The organism is Micromonospora sp. CNZ295, assembly GCF_004217535.1.
Map to the genome: position 1 here is coordinate 3,834,273 of NZ_SHKZ01000001.1, position 14,967 is coordinate 3,849,239.

Genomic DNA, 14,967 nt, shown 5'->3' on the forward strand with positions numbered 1-14,967 from the left:
GGATGAACCGACCCGGCTTCGGCGGCGGCGAGCTGCCGGCGGTGTTCCCGGACTGGTCGCCGTACCAGGACCTCGAGTCGGCGGCGCGGGCCTACCTGCGCGACCCCGACGTGGCCCTCGACGCGCTCGGCGGGGTGCTGCGCGGCGCGTCCGTGCTCGGCTTCACCCTGGAGCGCTTCGTCAACGAGGTGAACGGCGTCTGGCAGGAGGTCGTCGTCTGCGACGGCAGCCGGCTGATCCTCTGGCACGGCGAGGACGTCCCGCCCGGCGAGGGCCCACCCGGGTCGATGACCTCGTCGCTGCGCGTGGTGCCGGTCTCCACCGTCACCGAGGTCGGCTGCCGGCGGCGGCTCACCCGCGACGACGACGGCGCCATCCGGGTCGACAGCATCGACGTCTACCTGCTGCTGACCTCGCTCGACGAGGCGCCGCCCGGCGAGGAGGCGACCGGCGCGCCGCGGCACGACGCGCTGCGCTTCGGCAAGACCCTCGACGACGGCGGCGCCGGTCAGATCGCCCGGCTGGAGGAGTTCGCCCGGCTGGTCGCCTCGGTGGTCGGCCGCCCGATGCTCTGAGGCGTAGCGGCCGGCGGCCGGCGCGGCGCGCCGCCGGCCGGGCTCAGTCCTCGGCCTCCGGGCCGGCGACCTCCACGCCGTCGCTGCCGCGGACCACGTGGATGCACTCGCCCGGGCACTCCTTCGCGGAGTCGATCACCTCGAGACGCAGGTGCTCCGGAACGTCGACCCGGCCGCCCGGGGACTGCACCAGCTCGCCGTCCGGACCCTTCACGTAGGCAAGGCCGTCGATGTCGAACTCGAAGACCTCCGGCGCGTACTGGACGCACAGCCCGTCGCCCGTGCACAGGTCCTGATCGATCCAGACCTGCAGCTGGTCCGTCGCGACCTCGGCCACCGCCGCACCCCCCATGTTCTCCCGTCCCACGGCTCGACGGTACCCGAACGTCCGGACCGGTCCCCGGCGCCCACCCTTGGCGATCAAGGTTCGGTGACGAGGGCGTTGCGTGGGACCGAATCGGCCTCATAGCGGCTAGTGTTAGGGCAGAACGTTCAAGCCCCCCGGGGAGGTGGGACGTGGCACGCAGCGACGACGCGGACTCGCGCGCCGCACGGTGGGAGAAGGAGGCCCACGATCTCTCCACGCAGGTCGCGTTCCTTCAAGAGGAACTCGCCCTGGTGCGGCGCAAGTTGACCGAAAGCCCCCGACACGTCCGGCAGCTCGAGGAGCGGCTGGCGGCCACCCAGGCGCAGTTGGCGCGGCTGACCGAGAACAACGACCGGCTCGTGAGCACCCTCAAGGAGGCTCGCGCGCAGATCGTGACGCTCAAGGAGGAGATCGACCGCCTCGCCCAGCCGCCGAGCGGCTACGGCGTCTTCCTGGCCCGGCACGACGACGGCACGGTGGACGTGTTCACCGGCGGCCGCAAGCTCCGGGTGGCCGTCTCACCGTCCCTCGACGTGAACGAGCTGAGCCGTGGGCAGGAGGTCCTGCTCAACGACGCCCTGAACATCGTCGACGCGTTCGGCTACGAGCGGGTCGGCGAGGTCGTGATGCTCAAGGAGGTGCTCGCCGGTCCCGGCGGCGCCCCCGGCGACCGCGCCCTCGTCGTCTCCCACTCCGACGAGGAGCGCATCGTGCACCTCGCGGAGACGCTGATCGGCACCCCGATCCGGGCCGGCGACTCGCTCATGATCGAGCCCCGCTCGGCGTACGCCTACGAGCGGATCCCCAAGAGCGAGGTCGAGGAACTGGTCCTCGAGGAGGTGCCGGACGTCGACTACACCGACATCGGCGGCCTCCACACGCAGATCGAGCAGATCCGCGACGCGGTGGAGCTGCCGTTCCTGCACGCCGACCTGTTCCGCGAGCACCAGCTCCGGCCGCCGAAGGGCATCCTGCTCTACGGCCCGCCCGGCTGCGGCAAGACGCTCATCGCCAAGGCGGTGGCCAACTCGCTGGCCAAGAAGATCGCCGAGCGCCGGGGCGAGGAGAAGCACACCAGCTTCTTCCTCAACATCAAGGGCCCGGAGCTGCTCAACAAGTACGTCGGCGAGACCGAGCGGCACATCCGGCTGATCTTCCAGCGGGCCCGGGAGAAGGCCGGCGAGGGCACGCCGGTCATCGTGTTCTTCGACGAGATGGACTCGGTGTTCCGCACCCGCGGCTCCGGCGTCTCCTCCGACGTGGAGAACACGATCGTCCCGCAGCTGCTCAGCGAGATCGACGGTGTCGAGGGCCTGGAGAACGTCATCGTCATCGGCGCCTCCAACCGCGAGGACATGATCGACCCGGCGATCCTGCGCCCGGGCCGGCTCGACGTGAAGATCAAGATCGAGCGGCCGGACGCCGAGGCGGCCAAGGACATCTTCTCCAAGTACATCCTGCCCGGGCTGCCGCTGCACCCGGACGACCTCGCCGAGCACGGCGGCGACCCTCAGGCCACCGTGGCGGCGATGATCGACGCCGTCGTCCTGCGGATGTACTCGGAGACCGAGGAGAACCGCTTCCTCGAGGTCACCTACGCCAACGGCGACAAGGAGGTCCTCTACTTCAAGGACTTCAACTCCGGCGCGATGATCCAGAACATCGTCGACCGCGGCAAGAAGATGGCCATCAAGGAGTTCCTCACCTCCGGCCGCAAGGGCCTGCGCCTGCAGCACCTCCTCGACGCCTGCGTCGACGAGTTCCGCGAGAACGAGGACCTGCCCAACACCACCAACCCCGACGACTGGGCGCGCATCTCCGGCAAGAAGGGCGAACGGATCGTCTACATCCGCACGCTCGTCTCCGGCGGCAAGGGCGCCGAGGCCGGCCGGTCCATCGAGACCGCCAGCAACACGGGACAGTACCTCTGACGACGGCACGACGGGGGCCCGGGCCGCACCAGCGACCCGGGCCCCCGGCCGTCACCGGGCGCCGCGCTCCGGACGGCCGCGTCACCATCGGTCGCGGCGCCGACTACGCTCGACTGCGGGACCGGTCGGGCGAGCGAAGCGAGTAGGTCGATGAGCGTTAGACGGATCATGGGCACCGAGGTCGAGTACGGCATCTCCGTGCCCGGCCAGGCCGGAGCCAACCCGATGGTCACCTCCTCCCAGGTGGTCAACGCCTACGGGGCGCGCCCGGAACTCAACCGCGGCGGCCGGGCCCGCTGGGACTACGAAGAGGAGTCGCCGCTGCGCGACGCCCGCGGCTTCACCTACTCCGGCGCCGCGTACGACCCCGCCGAGGCCCTCGCCGACGAGGACCTGGGCCTCGCCAACGTGATACTCACCAACGGGGCGCGCCTGTACGTCGACCACGCGCACCCCGAGTACTCCACCCCCGAGGTCACCAACCCCCGCGACCTGGTGCGCTGGGACAAGGCGGGGGAGCGGGTGATGGCCGAGGCCGCGCGGCGCGCCGCCACCATCCCCGGCACGCACCCCATCCACCTGTACAAGAACAACACCGACAACAAGGGCGCCAGCTACGGCGCCCACGAGAACTACCTGATGCGGCGGCAGACCCCGTTCGCCGACATCGTCGCGTACCTGACGCCGTTCTTCGTCACCCGGCAGATCGTCTGCGGCGCCGGCCGGGTCGGCATCGGTCAGGACGGCGGGCAGAGCGGCTTCCAGATCTCCCAGCGCGCCGACTTCTTCGAGGTCGAGGTGGGCCTGGAGACCACGCTCAAGCGGCCCATCATCAACACCCGCGACGAGCCGCACGCCGACGCCGACAAGTACCGGCGGCTGCACGTCATCATCGGCGACGCCAACCTGTCGGAGATCTCGACCTACCTCAAGGTCGGCACGACCGCGCTGATCCTCACCATGATCGAGGAGAAGGCACTCGGCCCGGACCTGGGCATCGCCGACCCGGTCAGCGAGCTGCGCGCGATCAGCCACGACCCGTCGCTCAACCACCTCATGCGGCTGCGCGACGGCCGCCGGCTCACCGCCCTCGACGTGCAGTGGGCCTACTACGAGCGGGTGAGCTCCTTCGTGGACGACCGGTACGGCAGGGACGTCGACGAGCAGACCGCCGACGTGCTCGACCGCTGGGAGAGCGTGCTGGACCGGCTGGGCCGGGACGTCATGCTCTGCGCCGACGAACTGGACTGGGTGGCCAAGCTGCGGCTGCTGGAGGGCTACCGGGAGCGGGAGAAGCTCGGCTGGGGCTCGCACAAACTGCAACTGGTCGATCTCCAGTACTCCGACGTCCGCCCGGAGAAGGGGCTCTACCACCGGCTGGTGTCGCGGGGGGCGATGAAGACCCTGCTGCCGGACGAGGAGACCCGCAGCGCGATGACCGAACCGCCGGAGGACACCCGGGCCTACTTCCGGGGCCGCTGCCTCGCCCAGTACGCCTCGGAGGTGGTCGCCGCGAGCTGGGACTCGGTCATCTTCGACGTCGGCCGCGAGTCGCTGGTGCGGGTGCCGATGATGGAGCCCGAGCGCGGCACCCGCAAGCACGTGGGTGAGCTCTTCGACCGCTGCGAGAGCGCCAAGGACCTGCTGGAGACGCTGACCGGCGGCTGAGTTCGGCCGGCCTTCGGGAAAAGGCCCGTCGGGTGCCGCGAGCCGGCGCGCGACGGGCCTTTCGTCGCTCGCGCGAGGTAAGTTCGTCGCAGACGATCGTGGAGGAGGCAGCCATGGCCACTCGTGACAGCGGCGGGCAGTCGCAGACCGGCAAGTCCCGGCAGGGCGAAGAGATCGAGGACGTCACCACCGAGGCGAACCCGGAGGTCGCCGAGCGGCACGCCGAGATCACCGAGGACGTAGACGACCTGCTCGACGAGATCGACTCCGTCCTGGAGGAGAACGCAGAAGAGTTCGTCCGTGGATATGTACAGAAAGGGGGTGAATAGGGCATATAGGGAAGATCGGACATGCCCCTTCGGCCTGACGATCAGAACGGACACCGCCGGTGCCGCGACTGTGGCGAGTGGAAGCCGCTCGCCGAGTTCTGCGCCAACAGTCGGCGCCCTGACGGGCGCGGAAGCTACTGCAAGCCGTGTTTCGACCTGCGCTCGAAGGTGAGCTACGCCAAGCGTCTGAAGGAGAAGGCCGGGCGCGAGGTGCGTCGACTCCCCGCCGTGCCCGAAGGGCATCGCCGTTGCCCTGACTGCGGCCAGGCCAAGCCGGTGGAGGATTTCCCTCGTAACCGCTCGGCGAGAGGCGGTTACGGTCGATACTGCAAGCCTTGCCATAACCGCAAGGGCACCGAGAGCCGCCTTCGGCTCTACGGTGGCGGCCGGGAGTACCACCTGCGGCGGCGCTACGGCGTCGGGCAGAAGGAGTTCGACGAGCTGCTCGCGGAGCAGGGCGGGGTCTGCGCCCTCTGTGGCGTGGAAGATCCGCAACACCTGGACCACGATCATCGCACCGGATGGGTGCGCGGGATACTCTGCTTCAACTGCAATCGCGGTCTTGGTCAGTTCCGGGACAGTCCGGAGAGGCTGACCAGGGCGATCACGTACCTGAGAGGAACCACGTGGCAGCGGGTTTTGATCCATCCGGGCGTCTTCCAGATGTGTTCACCAACGCGGGGACGTCCTCCTTCACTGCGTTCCTGAGCAAGGTGGCCCCGGAGATGCTGCCCGGCCGGCGGCCGCTGCCGCCGGGTATGGCCGCCGACCTGGCCCCGCACGCCACCACCATCGTGGCGATCTCCGCCGTCGGTGGCGTGGTGATGGCCGGTGACCGCCGGGCCACGATGGGGAACCTGATCGCCCAGCGGGACATCGAGAAGGTGCACCCGGCTGACGCGTACTCGCTGGTCGGCATCGCGGGCACCGCGGGCATCGGCATCGAGCTGATGCGGCTGTTCCAGGTGGAGCTGGAGCACTACGAGAAGATCGAGGGCGCGATGCTCTCGCTCGACGGCAAGGCCAACCGGCTGGCCTCGATGATCCGGGGCAACCTCGGTGCGGCGATGCAGGGCCTCGCCGTGATCCCGCTGTTCGCCGGCTTCGACCTGGCGGCGAAGGACCCGGCGCGGGCCGGCCGCATCTTCAGCTTCGACGTGACCGGCGGCCCCTACGAGGAGACCGGCTACGACGCGATCGGCTCCGGTTCGCTGTTCGCGAAGTCGGCCCTGAAGAAGCGGTACCGGGCCGGGCTGTCCATGGACGACGCCGTCCGTCTGGCCGTCGAGGCGCTGTACGACGCGGCCGACGACGACACGGCGACCGGCGGGCCGGACCTGACCCGGCGCATCTACCCGGTGCTGATGACCGCGACGGCGGAGGGCACGCACCGGCTCACCGACGCGGAGGCGGCGGCGATCGCCGAGAGCGTCGTCTCCGGCCGGATGGAGAACCCGGGCGGCTGAGGCCACCCACCCGACAGCAGTCCCCAGCACAGCGCCGTCGTAAGGAGAACCGCCGCCGTGGCCATGCAGTTCTACGCCTCGCCCGAGCAGATCATGCGCGACCGCTCCGAGCTGGCCCGTAAGGGCATCGCCCGGGGGCGCAGCGCGGTGGTCCTGAGTTACGCCGGCGGGGTGCTCTTCGTCGCGGAGAACCTGTCCAGCGCCCTGCACAAGGTCAGTGAGATCTACGACCGGATCGGCTTCGCCGCGGTGGGCCGGTACAACGAGTTCGAGAACCTGCGGCGCGCGGGTGTGCGGATGGCCGATCTGAACGGTCTGAGCTACGACCGGCGGGACGTGACCGGTCGCGGGCTCGCCAACGCCTTCGCCCAGACCCTGGGGGCCATCTTCACCGAGCAGTCCAAGCCGTTCGAGGTGGAGATCTGCGTGGCGCAGGTGGGCGCGACGCCGGAGGACGACGAGCTGTACCGGCTGACGTACGACGGGTCGGTCAACGACGAGCCGGGCCGGATGGCGATGGGCGGTCAGGCCGAGTCGATCACCGGAGTGTTGAAGTCCGACCACCAGGCCGACATGTCGCTGGGCGATGCGGTGAAGGTGGCGGTCAAGGCGTTGAGCAGCGTCGGTGGCGAGGGCGGGGCGGCCCGCACGATCGCGGCGGACCAGCTCGAGGTGGCCATCCTGGACCGTGCCCGGGTGGGGCGGACCTTCCGGCGGATCACCGGTGCCGCGTTGACCGCCCTGCTCGACGGGGGGAAGGCCGAGGAGGCCGCCGCGCGGCCGGAGACGCCGACGGTGCCGACGGAGGAGGCGCACAAGCCGACCACGTCGGCGGGTTCGGCGGATCTGGAGGGCCAGGAGCCGGAGCGCCCGGAGTCCTGAGTCGCGGCGGTGCCGGCCCGGGCTTGACGAGTGGCCCGCACCGGAGCGGTTGTCCGCGGTACCGGCCGGTCGCCGGCGTCGAGTTCGTCGGTGGGAGCGGCCGGTGGTGGTGTCGCCGCTGCCCTCGGCGCCGGCGTGGCGATGGGGTGGACGGTGACCGCGTGGGACGGGCGTGGCGAGCGCTGCCCATCTGTCGTCCCGGGCGGCTAGTGTCTCACCATGGAGCGGCGAATCTTCGGCCTCGAGACCGAGTACGGCGTCACCTGCACCTATCGCGGGCAGCGCCGGTTGTCCCCCGATGAGGTCGCGCGGTACCTGTTCCGGCGGGTGGTGTCGTGGGGTCGGTCGAGCAACGTGTTCCTTCGCAACGGGGCCCGGCTGTACCTGGACGTCGGGTCGCACCCGGAGTACGCGACGCCGGAGTGCGATTCGGTGGTGGATCTGGTCGCGCACGACCGGGCCGGTGAGCGGATCCTGGAGGGGCTGCTCGTCGACGCCGAGAAGCGGTTGCACGACGAGGGCATCGCGGGTGAGATCTACCTGTTCAAGAACAACACCGACTCGGCCGGCAACTCGTACGGCTGCCACGAGAACTACCTGGTCTCCCGGCACGGCGAGTTCGGCCGGCTGGCCGACGTGCTGATTCCGTTCCTGGTCACCCGGCAGTTGATCTGCGGTGCGGGCAAGGTGCTGCAGACGCCGCGCGGCGCGGTCTACTGCCTGTCGCAGCGGGCGGAGCACATCTGGGAGGGCGTCTCGTCGGCGACCACCCGCAGCCGTCCGATCATCAACACGCGGGACGAGCCGCACGCGGACGCCGAGCGGTACCGCCGGCTGCACGTGATCGTGGGCGACTCCAACATGAACGAGGTCACCACGCTGCTGAAGGTCGGCTCGGCGGACATCGTGCTGCGGATGATCGAGGCCGGCGTGGTGATGCGGGACCTGACGCTGGAGAACCCGATCCGGGCGATCCGCGAGGTGTCACACGACATCACCGGGCGGCGGAAGGTGCGGCTGGCCTCCGGCAAGGAGGTCAGCGCGTTGGAGATCCAGCAGGAGTACCTGGCGAAGGCGACGGAGTTCGTCGAGCGGCGCGGCGGCGACCAGACGGCGAAGCGGGTGGTGGAGCTGTGGGGCCGGGTGCTGCGGGCGGTGGAGACCGGTGACCTGGAGCCGGTGGCCCGGGAGATCGACTGGGTGACGAAGCTGCGGCTGATCGAGCGCTACCAGCGCAAGCACGACCTGCCGCTGTCGCATCCGCGGGTGGCGCAGATGGATCTCGCGTACCACGATCTGCGCCGGGGTCGGGGCCTGTACGGGCTGCTGGAGCGGCGGGGTGAGGTGGACCGGGTGGCGACCGACCCGGAGATCTTCGAGGCGAAGGAGACGCCGCCGCAGACCACGCGGGCGCGGCTGCGGGGGGAGTTCATCCGGCACGCCCAGGAGAAGCGGCGGGACTTCACCGTGGACTGGGTGCACCTGAAGCTGAACGACCAGGCGCAGCGCACGGTGCTGTGCAAGGACCCGTTCCGGGCGTACGACGAGCGGGTGGAGCGGCTGATCGCCAGCATGTGACCGCGCTGCTCGGCCGGTGGGTGGTGTGCGTCGTCGCACCGGTCGGTCGACCGGTAGGCTGGCGGCGCCATGATGCCTACCGAACCGGCCGGTCGCGGCTCCGAGAAGCAGAACTGGATGGAGCGCCGCCGCCAGAAGATCCGTGACGAGATCGAGCGCAACCGTCGTGGCGAGTACACGGTGCCCACCTGGGTGCTGGCGCTCGCCCTGGTCCTGATCGTGGGCGCCTGGGCGGCCGTGGTGATCTTCGCCTGATTCGTCCTGCGCCCCACGCCCGGGTCTCAGCCGGCGAGCCGCGCGGCGTGCCGGCCGGCCGCCGCGGCGGCGAGGAAGTAGGCGTGGTCGGCGTTCAGGCCGCGACCCATCGTCGACAGCGGCACCGGGCTGGCGCGCAGCGCGGCGTCGAGGCCGTCGACCGGCACCCGGACCAGGTCGTGCCGGGCCGCGAGGGGCGCCAGCGCCGCGTCGACCGCGGCCGCGAGGGCCGGGTCGAGCCCGTCGGGCACCACCAGCTCCGCGCGGGCCAGGGCCACCCGGCCGTACGCGGTGAGGCTGTGGTGGGACACGCCGCGGTGCCGGGGTCGGGGGTCGGCGGCGGAGATGCGCAGCGACCCGACCGGCCGTCCGCCCAGCGTGGCGACCGCGTTGACCGCCTCGCCGACCGCCACTCCGGAGAAGCCCCAGCGGGTGCCGGTGCCCAGGTTGCCGGGGCCTTGGGCGACGATCGCGACGTCGGCGCGCAGCACGTGCCGGGCGGCGAGCAGGCCGGTGTGCAGGGTGCTGGCCTCCAGGTCACCGCCGAAGGCCTGACCGACGCTCACCGTGCCGACGAGGTGCTCCCGCAGGCCGGCGAGGGTGCGGGAGAACCAGGCGGGCAGCGCGCCGCCGTCGGTGAGCAGGTACGCGACCCGGATGCCGGGGGCGTCGGCGCGGATCCCGGCGAGGACCGCCGGCAGCGCGGAGTGCAGGTCGGCGGTGACGACCGGCAGGCCGGCCAGGTCGTCGGCGTCGGCGAGGACCGCCCGGTGCGGGGCGGCCTCCTCGTCGACGCCGAGCAGGATCGGCTGTAGCGGGGTGTAGCGGGCCTTGACCAGGTGACCCGCGTCGCGGTTGTCGGCCGGCGCGGGCGGGTCCGGCGGCAGCCGGTCGGGCAGGGCCACCACCAGGGCGTACCCGCCGGTGCCGAGGCCCATCAGCAGGGCGCCGGCGTTGAGCAGCACCCGGTCGCCGGCGCGCGGGCGGCCGACCAGCTCGGGGTACGCGAGCGCGCGCAGCACCGTGCCGTCGCCGAGCGTGACGTCCAGCTCGACCGCGCCGGTCCATTCGCGCCGTACCGCCGTCACGGTTCCCGACCGCCATCGCACCATGCGGTCGACGCTAACGGCCGGGGTGGTGGTGCCCGGCGCCCGGGGTGGTGGGGTCGAGGAAGACGTACCGGATCTCCGGGTAGCGGGCGGTGAGCCGCCGCGCGGCCTCGTCGGCGGCGGCCTCGATGGTCGCGCCGGACGCGTCGTCGTCGAAGTCGACCGTGGCGGCGACCAGGATGTTCGCCGGGCCGAGCTGCATGGTGAGCAGCGTCTCGATGCCCCGGACCGCGGGCAGGGCGGCCACCTCGTCGGCGATCTCCCGGCGCAGCCGCGCCGGGACCGCCCGGCCGACCAGCAGGCTGATGTTGCTGTACGCGAGGGTGCTCGCCACCACCAGCAGCAGGACGCCGATGAGGACCGAGGCGATCCCGTCGTAGAGCTCCTCGCCGGTCAGCTCGGACAGGGCGACCCCGGCGGCGGCCAGCAGCAGCCCGATCAGCGCGGCGCTGTCCTCCAGGAACACCGCCTTGACGGTGGTGTCGGAGGTGACGCGCAGGAACCGGCGGGGAGTGGTGCGCCACCGGCGGGACGCCCTGCGCACCTGGCGGGCCGCCCGGGCGAACGAGATCGACTCGATGGTGAACGAGACGGCCAGGACGACGTACGAGACGAGGTAGTCGCCGCTGTGCTCGTGCACCAGGATCGTGGTGACGCCGTGGGTGATCGCGAAGCCCGCCCCGGCGACGAAGGTGAACAGGGCGGCGAGGAACGCCCAGACGTAGCTCTCCTTGCCGTACCCGAAGGGGTGCCGGACGTCCGCGGGCCGTGCGCCCCGGCGCAGCGCCAGGTAGAGCAGCACCTCGTTGGTGGTGTCGGCCACCGAGTGGACGGCCTCGGAGAGCATCGCCGCGGAGCCAGAGATCAGCCCGGCGACGAGCTTCGCGACCGCGATGGCGAGGTTGGCCGCGCCCGCGACCACCACGGTGCCGACGCTCTCGGCCCTGCCCTCGGTCACCCGGTCACCCTACGGCCGGCCATGGTCGCACGCGGCGTGACCGCCGCGACGCGCGGCGCGTGGGTACACCTGTTCGGGCCGGCGGCTGCTAGCGTCGTACCGTGTCGCGGACCCGCACCGAACGCCTGGTCAACCTGGTGATCTGCCTGCTGTCCACGCGACGGTTCCTGACCGCCGCGCAGATCGCCGCGACCGTGCCCGGTTACGAGCACGATCCGCACGACGCGCGTGACCACGAGGCGTTCCAGCGCAAGTTCGAGCGGGACAAGGCCGAGCTGCGCGAGCTCGGCGTCCCGCTGGAGACGGGCACGGCCAGCGCCTTCGACGTCGAGCCCGGCTACCGGATCGCCCGGCGGGAGTACGCGCTGCCCGAGATCCCCCTCGAACCGGACGAGGCCGCCGCGGTGGGCATCGCCGCCCGGCTGTGGCAGCACGCCGGCCTGGCCGCCGCCGCCTCCTCCGGGCTGGCCAAGCTGCGCGCCGCCGGCGTGGACGTCGACCCGCAGGCCACCCTCGGGCTGGAGCCGATGGTCACCGTCGACCCGGCCTTCGCGCCGCTGACCGCCGCCGCCCGGGACCGGCGCGAGGTGACCTTCGACTACCGGGTGCCGGACCGGGACGAGCCGTCCCGCCGCCGGCTGCAGCCGTGGGGCGTCGTCTGCTGGCGCGGCCGGTGGTACGTGGTCGGTCACGACCTGGACCGGGCGGCGACCCGCTGCTTCCGCCTGTCCCGGGTGGTGGGGGCGGTCCGGGTGATCGGCCGGCCGGGCGCGTACGAGCCGCCCGTCGGGGTGGATCTGATCAGCCACGTGGCCCGCTGGTCCGGCCCGGTGGAGCGCACCGGGCGGGCGACGGTGCTCGCCGTCCCCGGCCGGGCCGCCGGGCTGCGCCGCTGGGCGGTGGAGACCAGCGCCGGGCCGGACGGCGACCGGCTCGTCCTGCCGTACGCCGATCCGGAGTCGCTCGCCGGCCAACTCGTCGGGTACGGCCCGGACGTGCGGGTGCTCGACCCGCCGGAGGTGCGGGAGGCGGTCATCCAGCGGCTCAAGGAGATCGCCGCCCGCCACGACGAGCTGGCCGTCGCCGGGGGTGCGCGGTGAGCCGGCCCGCCGTCCGCGGTGGCTCGCGGACCTCCGCCGACCGGCTGGCCCGGCTGCTCAACCTGGTGCCCTACCTGCTGGCCCGGCCCGGGATCGAGATCGCCGAGGCGGCCGCCGACCTGGGCGTCACCGAGCGGCAGCTCCGGGAGGACCTGGAGCTGCTGTGGGTGTGCGGGCTGCCCGGGTACGGGCCGGGCGACCTGATCGACATGGCCTTCGACGGCGACCGGGTGACGATCACCTACGACGCCGGCATCGACCGGCCGCTGCGGCTCACCCCGGACGAGGCCCTCGCCCTGGTGGTGGCGCTGCGGATGCTGGCCGAGACGCCGGGGGTGGCCAACCGGGAGGCCGTGGAACGGGCCCTGGCGAAGATCGAGAACGCGGCGGGTGACCTGCTGGGCGCCCCGGTCGAGGTGCGCCTGCCGGCGGACACCCGCCGGGTGGCCGAGCTGCGGACGGCGGTGGAGAGCGGCCGGGCGCTGCGGATCACCTACTACACCGCCGCCCGGGACGAGACCACCGAGCGGGTCGTCGACCCGCTGCGGATGCTGATGGTCGGCGGCCGGGCGTACGTGGAGGCGTGGTGCCGGCGGGCCGAGGGGATGCGACTGTTCCGGGCCGACCGGATCGACGCGGTGACGCCGCTGGACGAGCCGGCGCGGGTGCCCCCGCAGGCCGTGCCGCACGACCTGAGCGCGGGCGTGTTCCGGCCGTCGCCGGACCTGCCGCTGGTCACCCTGCGGGTCGGGCGCGGCGAGCGGTGGATCACCGAGTACTACCCGTGCGAGCGGGTCGAGGAGGGCGACGGCGACCAGTGGCTGGTCTCGCTGCGGGTCACCGACCTGGGCTGGGCACGTCGGTTCGTGCTGGGCCTGGGCCCGGACGTGACCGTGGTCGCCCCGGCCGAGCTGGCCGCGCAGGTGCACGCGGCGGCGGTCGCGGCCCTCGACGCGTACGCGACGCCGCCGCCCCCGCGCGCCGCGGCCGACCCGCCGGTGGCGGACCCGGCGGCGGTGCCGTCCAGCCAGTAGGCTGACCGCCGTGGTGACGTGGATCGTGGTCGCGCTGGTGGTCGTCCCGCTCGTGGCGCTCGGGCTGGCCGTCCGGCCGGTGCTGGCGCGGCTGCCGCGGCTGCGCCGCGCCGCGCTGGCGCTGCAGCGGCGGGCCGGCGAGGCGGCGGCGCTCCAGGCGGCGGCGCAGGCGCTCCAGGCGCGCGCCGAGGGGCTGCAGGAGCGGCTGGAGACCGCGCAGCAGCGGGTCGCCGTGATCCAGGCGAAGCGCGGCCGCTGATCGATCCTTGTCGCGCCGGTGCGCGATCGGGGCCGGATTCGCGCAATCAACGGCACCGGCGGGTGGTTGACGGGACATCGGGGATTGGTCAAGACTTCACCGGCCGGGGACGATCTGCCCGCCCTCCCGGCGGGTGGCAACGACCCGGGACGCACGTACGATGGGCTGCGGACCACCCCTGCCCGACACAGAGCGACTGGAGCTTCCCATGAGTGCCCTCAAGCCGTGGCACATCGCCGTACTCGTGGTCGTGCTGATCCTGCTGTTCGGCGCGAAGCGGCTCCCCGACGCGGCCCGCTCGCTGGGCCGTTCGCTGCGGATCATCAAGGCCGAGACCAAGAGCCTCGCCGACGACGACCGTGACCTGGCCGAGAAGGCCGACGCGCAGGCCGGCTACCAGCCGCTGCCGCCGCAGCAGGCGCCCTACCAGGCCCCGCCGCAGCAGCAGCCGGTCGTCGACCCGGTGCAGCGCTCGCGCGACAACTGACCGAAGGGCCCGAGCACCGTGGCCTTCGCCCTGCGCAAGCGCGGCCCGAGCAACTTCGAGCGGGCCGCCGACGGCTCGATGACCCTGATCGAGCACTTCCGTGAGCTGCGCACCCGGCTGTTCCGCGCCTCCCTGGCGATCCTGGTCGGGCTGATCGGCGGTTTTCTGCTCGCCCAGCCGGCGTTCGAGCTGCTGAGTCAGCCGTACTGCCGGCTACCGGGCTCGATGGTCGACGGCGAGTGTCAGAAGTTCCTGATGCTGGCGCCCGCGGACGGCTTCATCCTCAAGCTCAAGCTGGCGCTCTGGATCGGGTTGATCCTCGGTGGCCCGGTCTGGCTCTACCAGCTGTGGGCGTTCATCGCCCCCGGCCTGCACCGGCACGAGCGCAAGTGGGCGTACGTCTTCGTCACGATCGCGGCGCCGCTGTTCGCCGCCGGCGCGGTGCTCGCCTACCTGGTCGTCGACAAGGGCCTGGCGTTCCTGCTGGAGGCCGGCGTCACCGGCACCGACTCGCAGCTGGAGGTCACCCGGTACATCTCCTTCGTCACCACGATGATCCTGCTCTTCGGGGTGGCGTTCGAGTTCCCGCTGACGCTGCTGATGCTCAACTTCACCGGGGTGGTGAGCGCCCGGCGGCTGCTCAGCTGGTGGCGGGTCGTCGTGTTCATCTGCTTCGCGTTCGCGGCGGTGGCCACCCCGGATCCGGGCCCGTTCGGGATGACGCTGCTGGCGCTCTGTCTGTGCCTGCTGTATTTCATCGCGGTCGGGGTGGCGTTCCTCAACGACCGGCGCAAGGGGCGCGGCAAGGAGGTCTACGCCGGCCTCGCCGACGACGAGGTGTCGCCGCTGGAGTTCGACAACCAGCCGGTCGAAGCCGGGGCGCCGGTCGAGGCGTCCGCGCCGGTCGCCGCGCCCGAGCCGGTCGCGGCGCCCGCCCCGATCGACCGCCGCTACGACGAGATGACCTGA

At 72.1% G+C, this 14,967-nt stretch carries 17 protein-coding genes; 14 read left to right on the forward strand and 3 right to left on the reverse strand.

Annotated features, from left to right (window positions below; all coding sequences use genetic code 11):
* Positions 1 to 2: 2 nt before the first annotated feature.
* A complete protein-coding gene (locus EV376_RS18065; protein WP_130324797.1) occupies positions 3 to 575 on the forward strand; it encodes a hypothetical protein in 573 nt (190 codons plus the stop codon).
* 43 nt (positions 576 to 618) lie between these two features.
* Here the strand turns inward: EV376_RS18065 and EV376_RS18070 are convergent, their stop codons facing one another.
* Positions 619 to 912 carry a ferredoxin gene (locus EV376_RS18070; RefSeq protein ID WP_130328718.1) on the reverse strand — a complete coding sequence of 98 codons (294 nt, stop codon included), beginning with the start codon at positions 910 to 912 and terminating at the stop codon, positions 619 to 621.
* Between the two features lie 179 nt (positions 913 to 1,091).
* On the opposite strand from EV376_RS18070, the gene arc reads away from it, so the two are divergent.
* From arc to EV376_RS18110, 8 genes are all read left to right on the forward strand, one after another.
* Positions 1,092 to 2,873, forward strand: coding sequence for a proteasome ATPase (gene arc / locus EV376_RS18075; protein WP_130324799.1), 1,782 nt, complete (start codon positions 1,092 to 1,094; stop codon positions 2,871 to 2,873).
* Between the two features lie 150 nt (positions 2,874 to 3,023).
* Entirely contained in the window at positions 3,024 to 4,541 is a 1,518-nt protein-coding gene (dop, locus tag EV376_RS18080; RefSeq protein ID WP_130324801.1) for a depupylase/deamidase Dop, read from the forward strand.
* A 113-nt stretch (positions 4,542 to 4,654) separates the two neighbouring features.
* Positions 4,655 to 4,870, forward strand: coding sequence for a ubiquitin-like protein Pup (locus EV376_RS18085; RefSeq protein ID WP_111133268.1), 216 nt, complete (start codon positions 4,655 to 4,657; stop codon positions 4,868 to 4,870).
* Between the two features lie 168 nt (positions 4,871 to 5,038).
* Positions 5,039 to 5,578, forward strand: a complete 540-nt coding sequence (locus EV376_RS18090) for an endonuclease VII domain-containing protein (RefSeq protein ID WP_486482677.1) — start codon at positions 5,039 to 5,041, stop codon at positions 5,576 to 5,578.
* Entirely contained in the window at positions 5,497 to 6,336 is an 840-nt protein-coding gene (gene prcB / locus EV376_RS18095; protein WP_207228192.1) for a proteasome subunit beta, read from the forward strand. The genes EV376_RS18090 and prcB overlap by 82 nt, the downstream gene beginning before the upstream one ends.
* A gap of 57 nt (positions 6,337 to 6,393) precedes the next feature.
* On the forward strand, positions 6,394 to 7,218 hold the full coding sequence (prcA, locus tag EV376_RS18100; protein WP_130324807.1) for a proteasome subunit alpha: 825 nt from the start codon (positions 6,394 to 6,396) through the stop codon (positions 7,216 to 7,218).
* 219 nt (positions 7,219 to 7,437) lie between these two features.
* Entirely contained in the window at positions 7,438 to 8,796 is a 1,359-nt protein-coding gene (gene pafA / locus EV376_RS18105) for a Pup--protein ligase (protein ID WP_130324809.1), read from the forward strand.
* A 69-nt stretch (positions 8,797 to 8,865) separates the two neighbouring features.
* Complete coding sequence (locus EV376_RS18110) at positions 8,866 to 9,051, forward strand: hypothetical protein (RefSeq protein ID WP_130324811.1); 186 nt, start codon at positions 8,866 to 8,868, stop codon at positions 9,049 to 9,051.
* A 26-nt stretch (positions 9,052 to 9,077) separates the two neighbouring features.
* Here EV376_RS18110 and EV376_RS18115 read toward each other — a convergent pair whose 3' ends face one another.
* Both EV376_RS18115 and EV376_RS18120 read right to left on the reverse strand, forming a co-directional pair.
* Entirely contained in the window at positions 9,078 to 10,163 is a 1,086-nt protein-coding gene (locus EV376_RS18115) for a DUF3866 family protein (protein WP_130324813.1), read from the reverse strand.
* Positions 10,164 to 10,173: 10 nt separating this feature from the next.
* Positions 10,174 to 11,118: a cation diffusion facilitator family transporter gene (locus EV376_RS18120; protein WP_130324815.1), complete on the reverse strand. Its 945-nt coding sequence runs from the start codon at positions 11,116 to 11,118 to the stop codon at positions 10,174 to 10,176.
* Positions 11,119 to 11,219: 101 nt separating this feature from the next.
* On the opposite strand from EV376_RS18120, the gene EV376_RS18125 reads away from it, so the two are divergent.
* The 5 genes from EV376_RS18125 to tatC all read left to right on the forward strand — a co-directional run bounded on the left by EV376_RS18125 (position 11,220) and on the right by tatC (position 14,967).
* Positions 11,220 to 12,218, forward strand: a complete 999-nt coding sequence (locus EV376_RS18125) for a WYL domain-containing protein (protein ID WP_130324817.1) — start codon at positions 11,220 to 11,222, stop codon at positions 12,216 to 12,218.
* Positions 12,215 to 13,252 (forward strand): helix-turn-helix transcriptional regulator, encoded by a 1,038-nt coding sequence (locus EV376_RS18130; RefSeq protein ID WP_130324819.1) that lies wholly within the window; start codon positions 12,215 to 12,217, stop codon positions 13,250 to 13,252. Before EV376_RS18125 ends, EV376_RS18130 begins: the two co-directional genes overlap by 4 nt.
* Positions 13,253 to 13,262: 10 nt before the next feature.
* Entirely contained in the window at positions 13,263 to 13,511 is a 249-nt protein-coding gene (locus tag EV376_RS18135; RefSeq protein WP_130324821.1) for a hypothetical protein, read from the forward strand.
* Between the two features lie 208 nt (positions 13,512 to 13,719).
* Positions 13,720 to 13,998, forward strand: coding sequence for a Sec-independent protein translocase subunit TatA (gene tatA, locus EV376_RS18140; RefSeq protein ID WP_130324823.1), 279 nt, complete (start codon positions 13,720 to 13,722; stop codon positions 13,996 to 13,998).
* 18 nt (positions 13,999 to 14,016) lie between these two features.
* A complete protein-coding gene (gene tatC / locus EV376_RS18145) occupies positions 14,017 to 14,967 on the forward strand; it encodes a twin-arginine translocase subunit TatC (RefSeq protein ID WP_130324825.1) in 951 nt (316 codons plus the stop codon).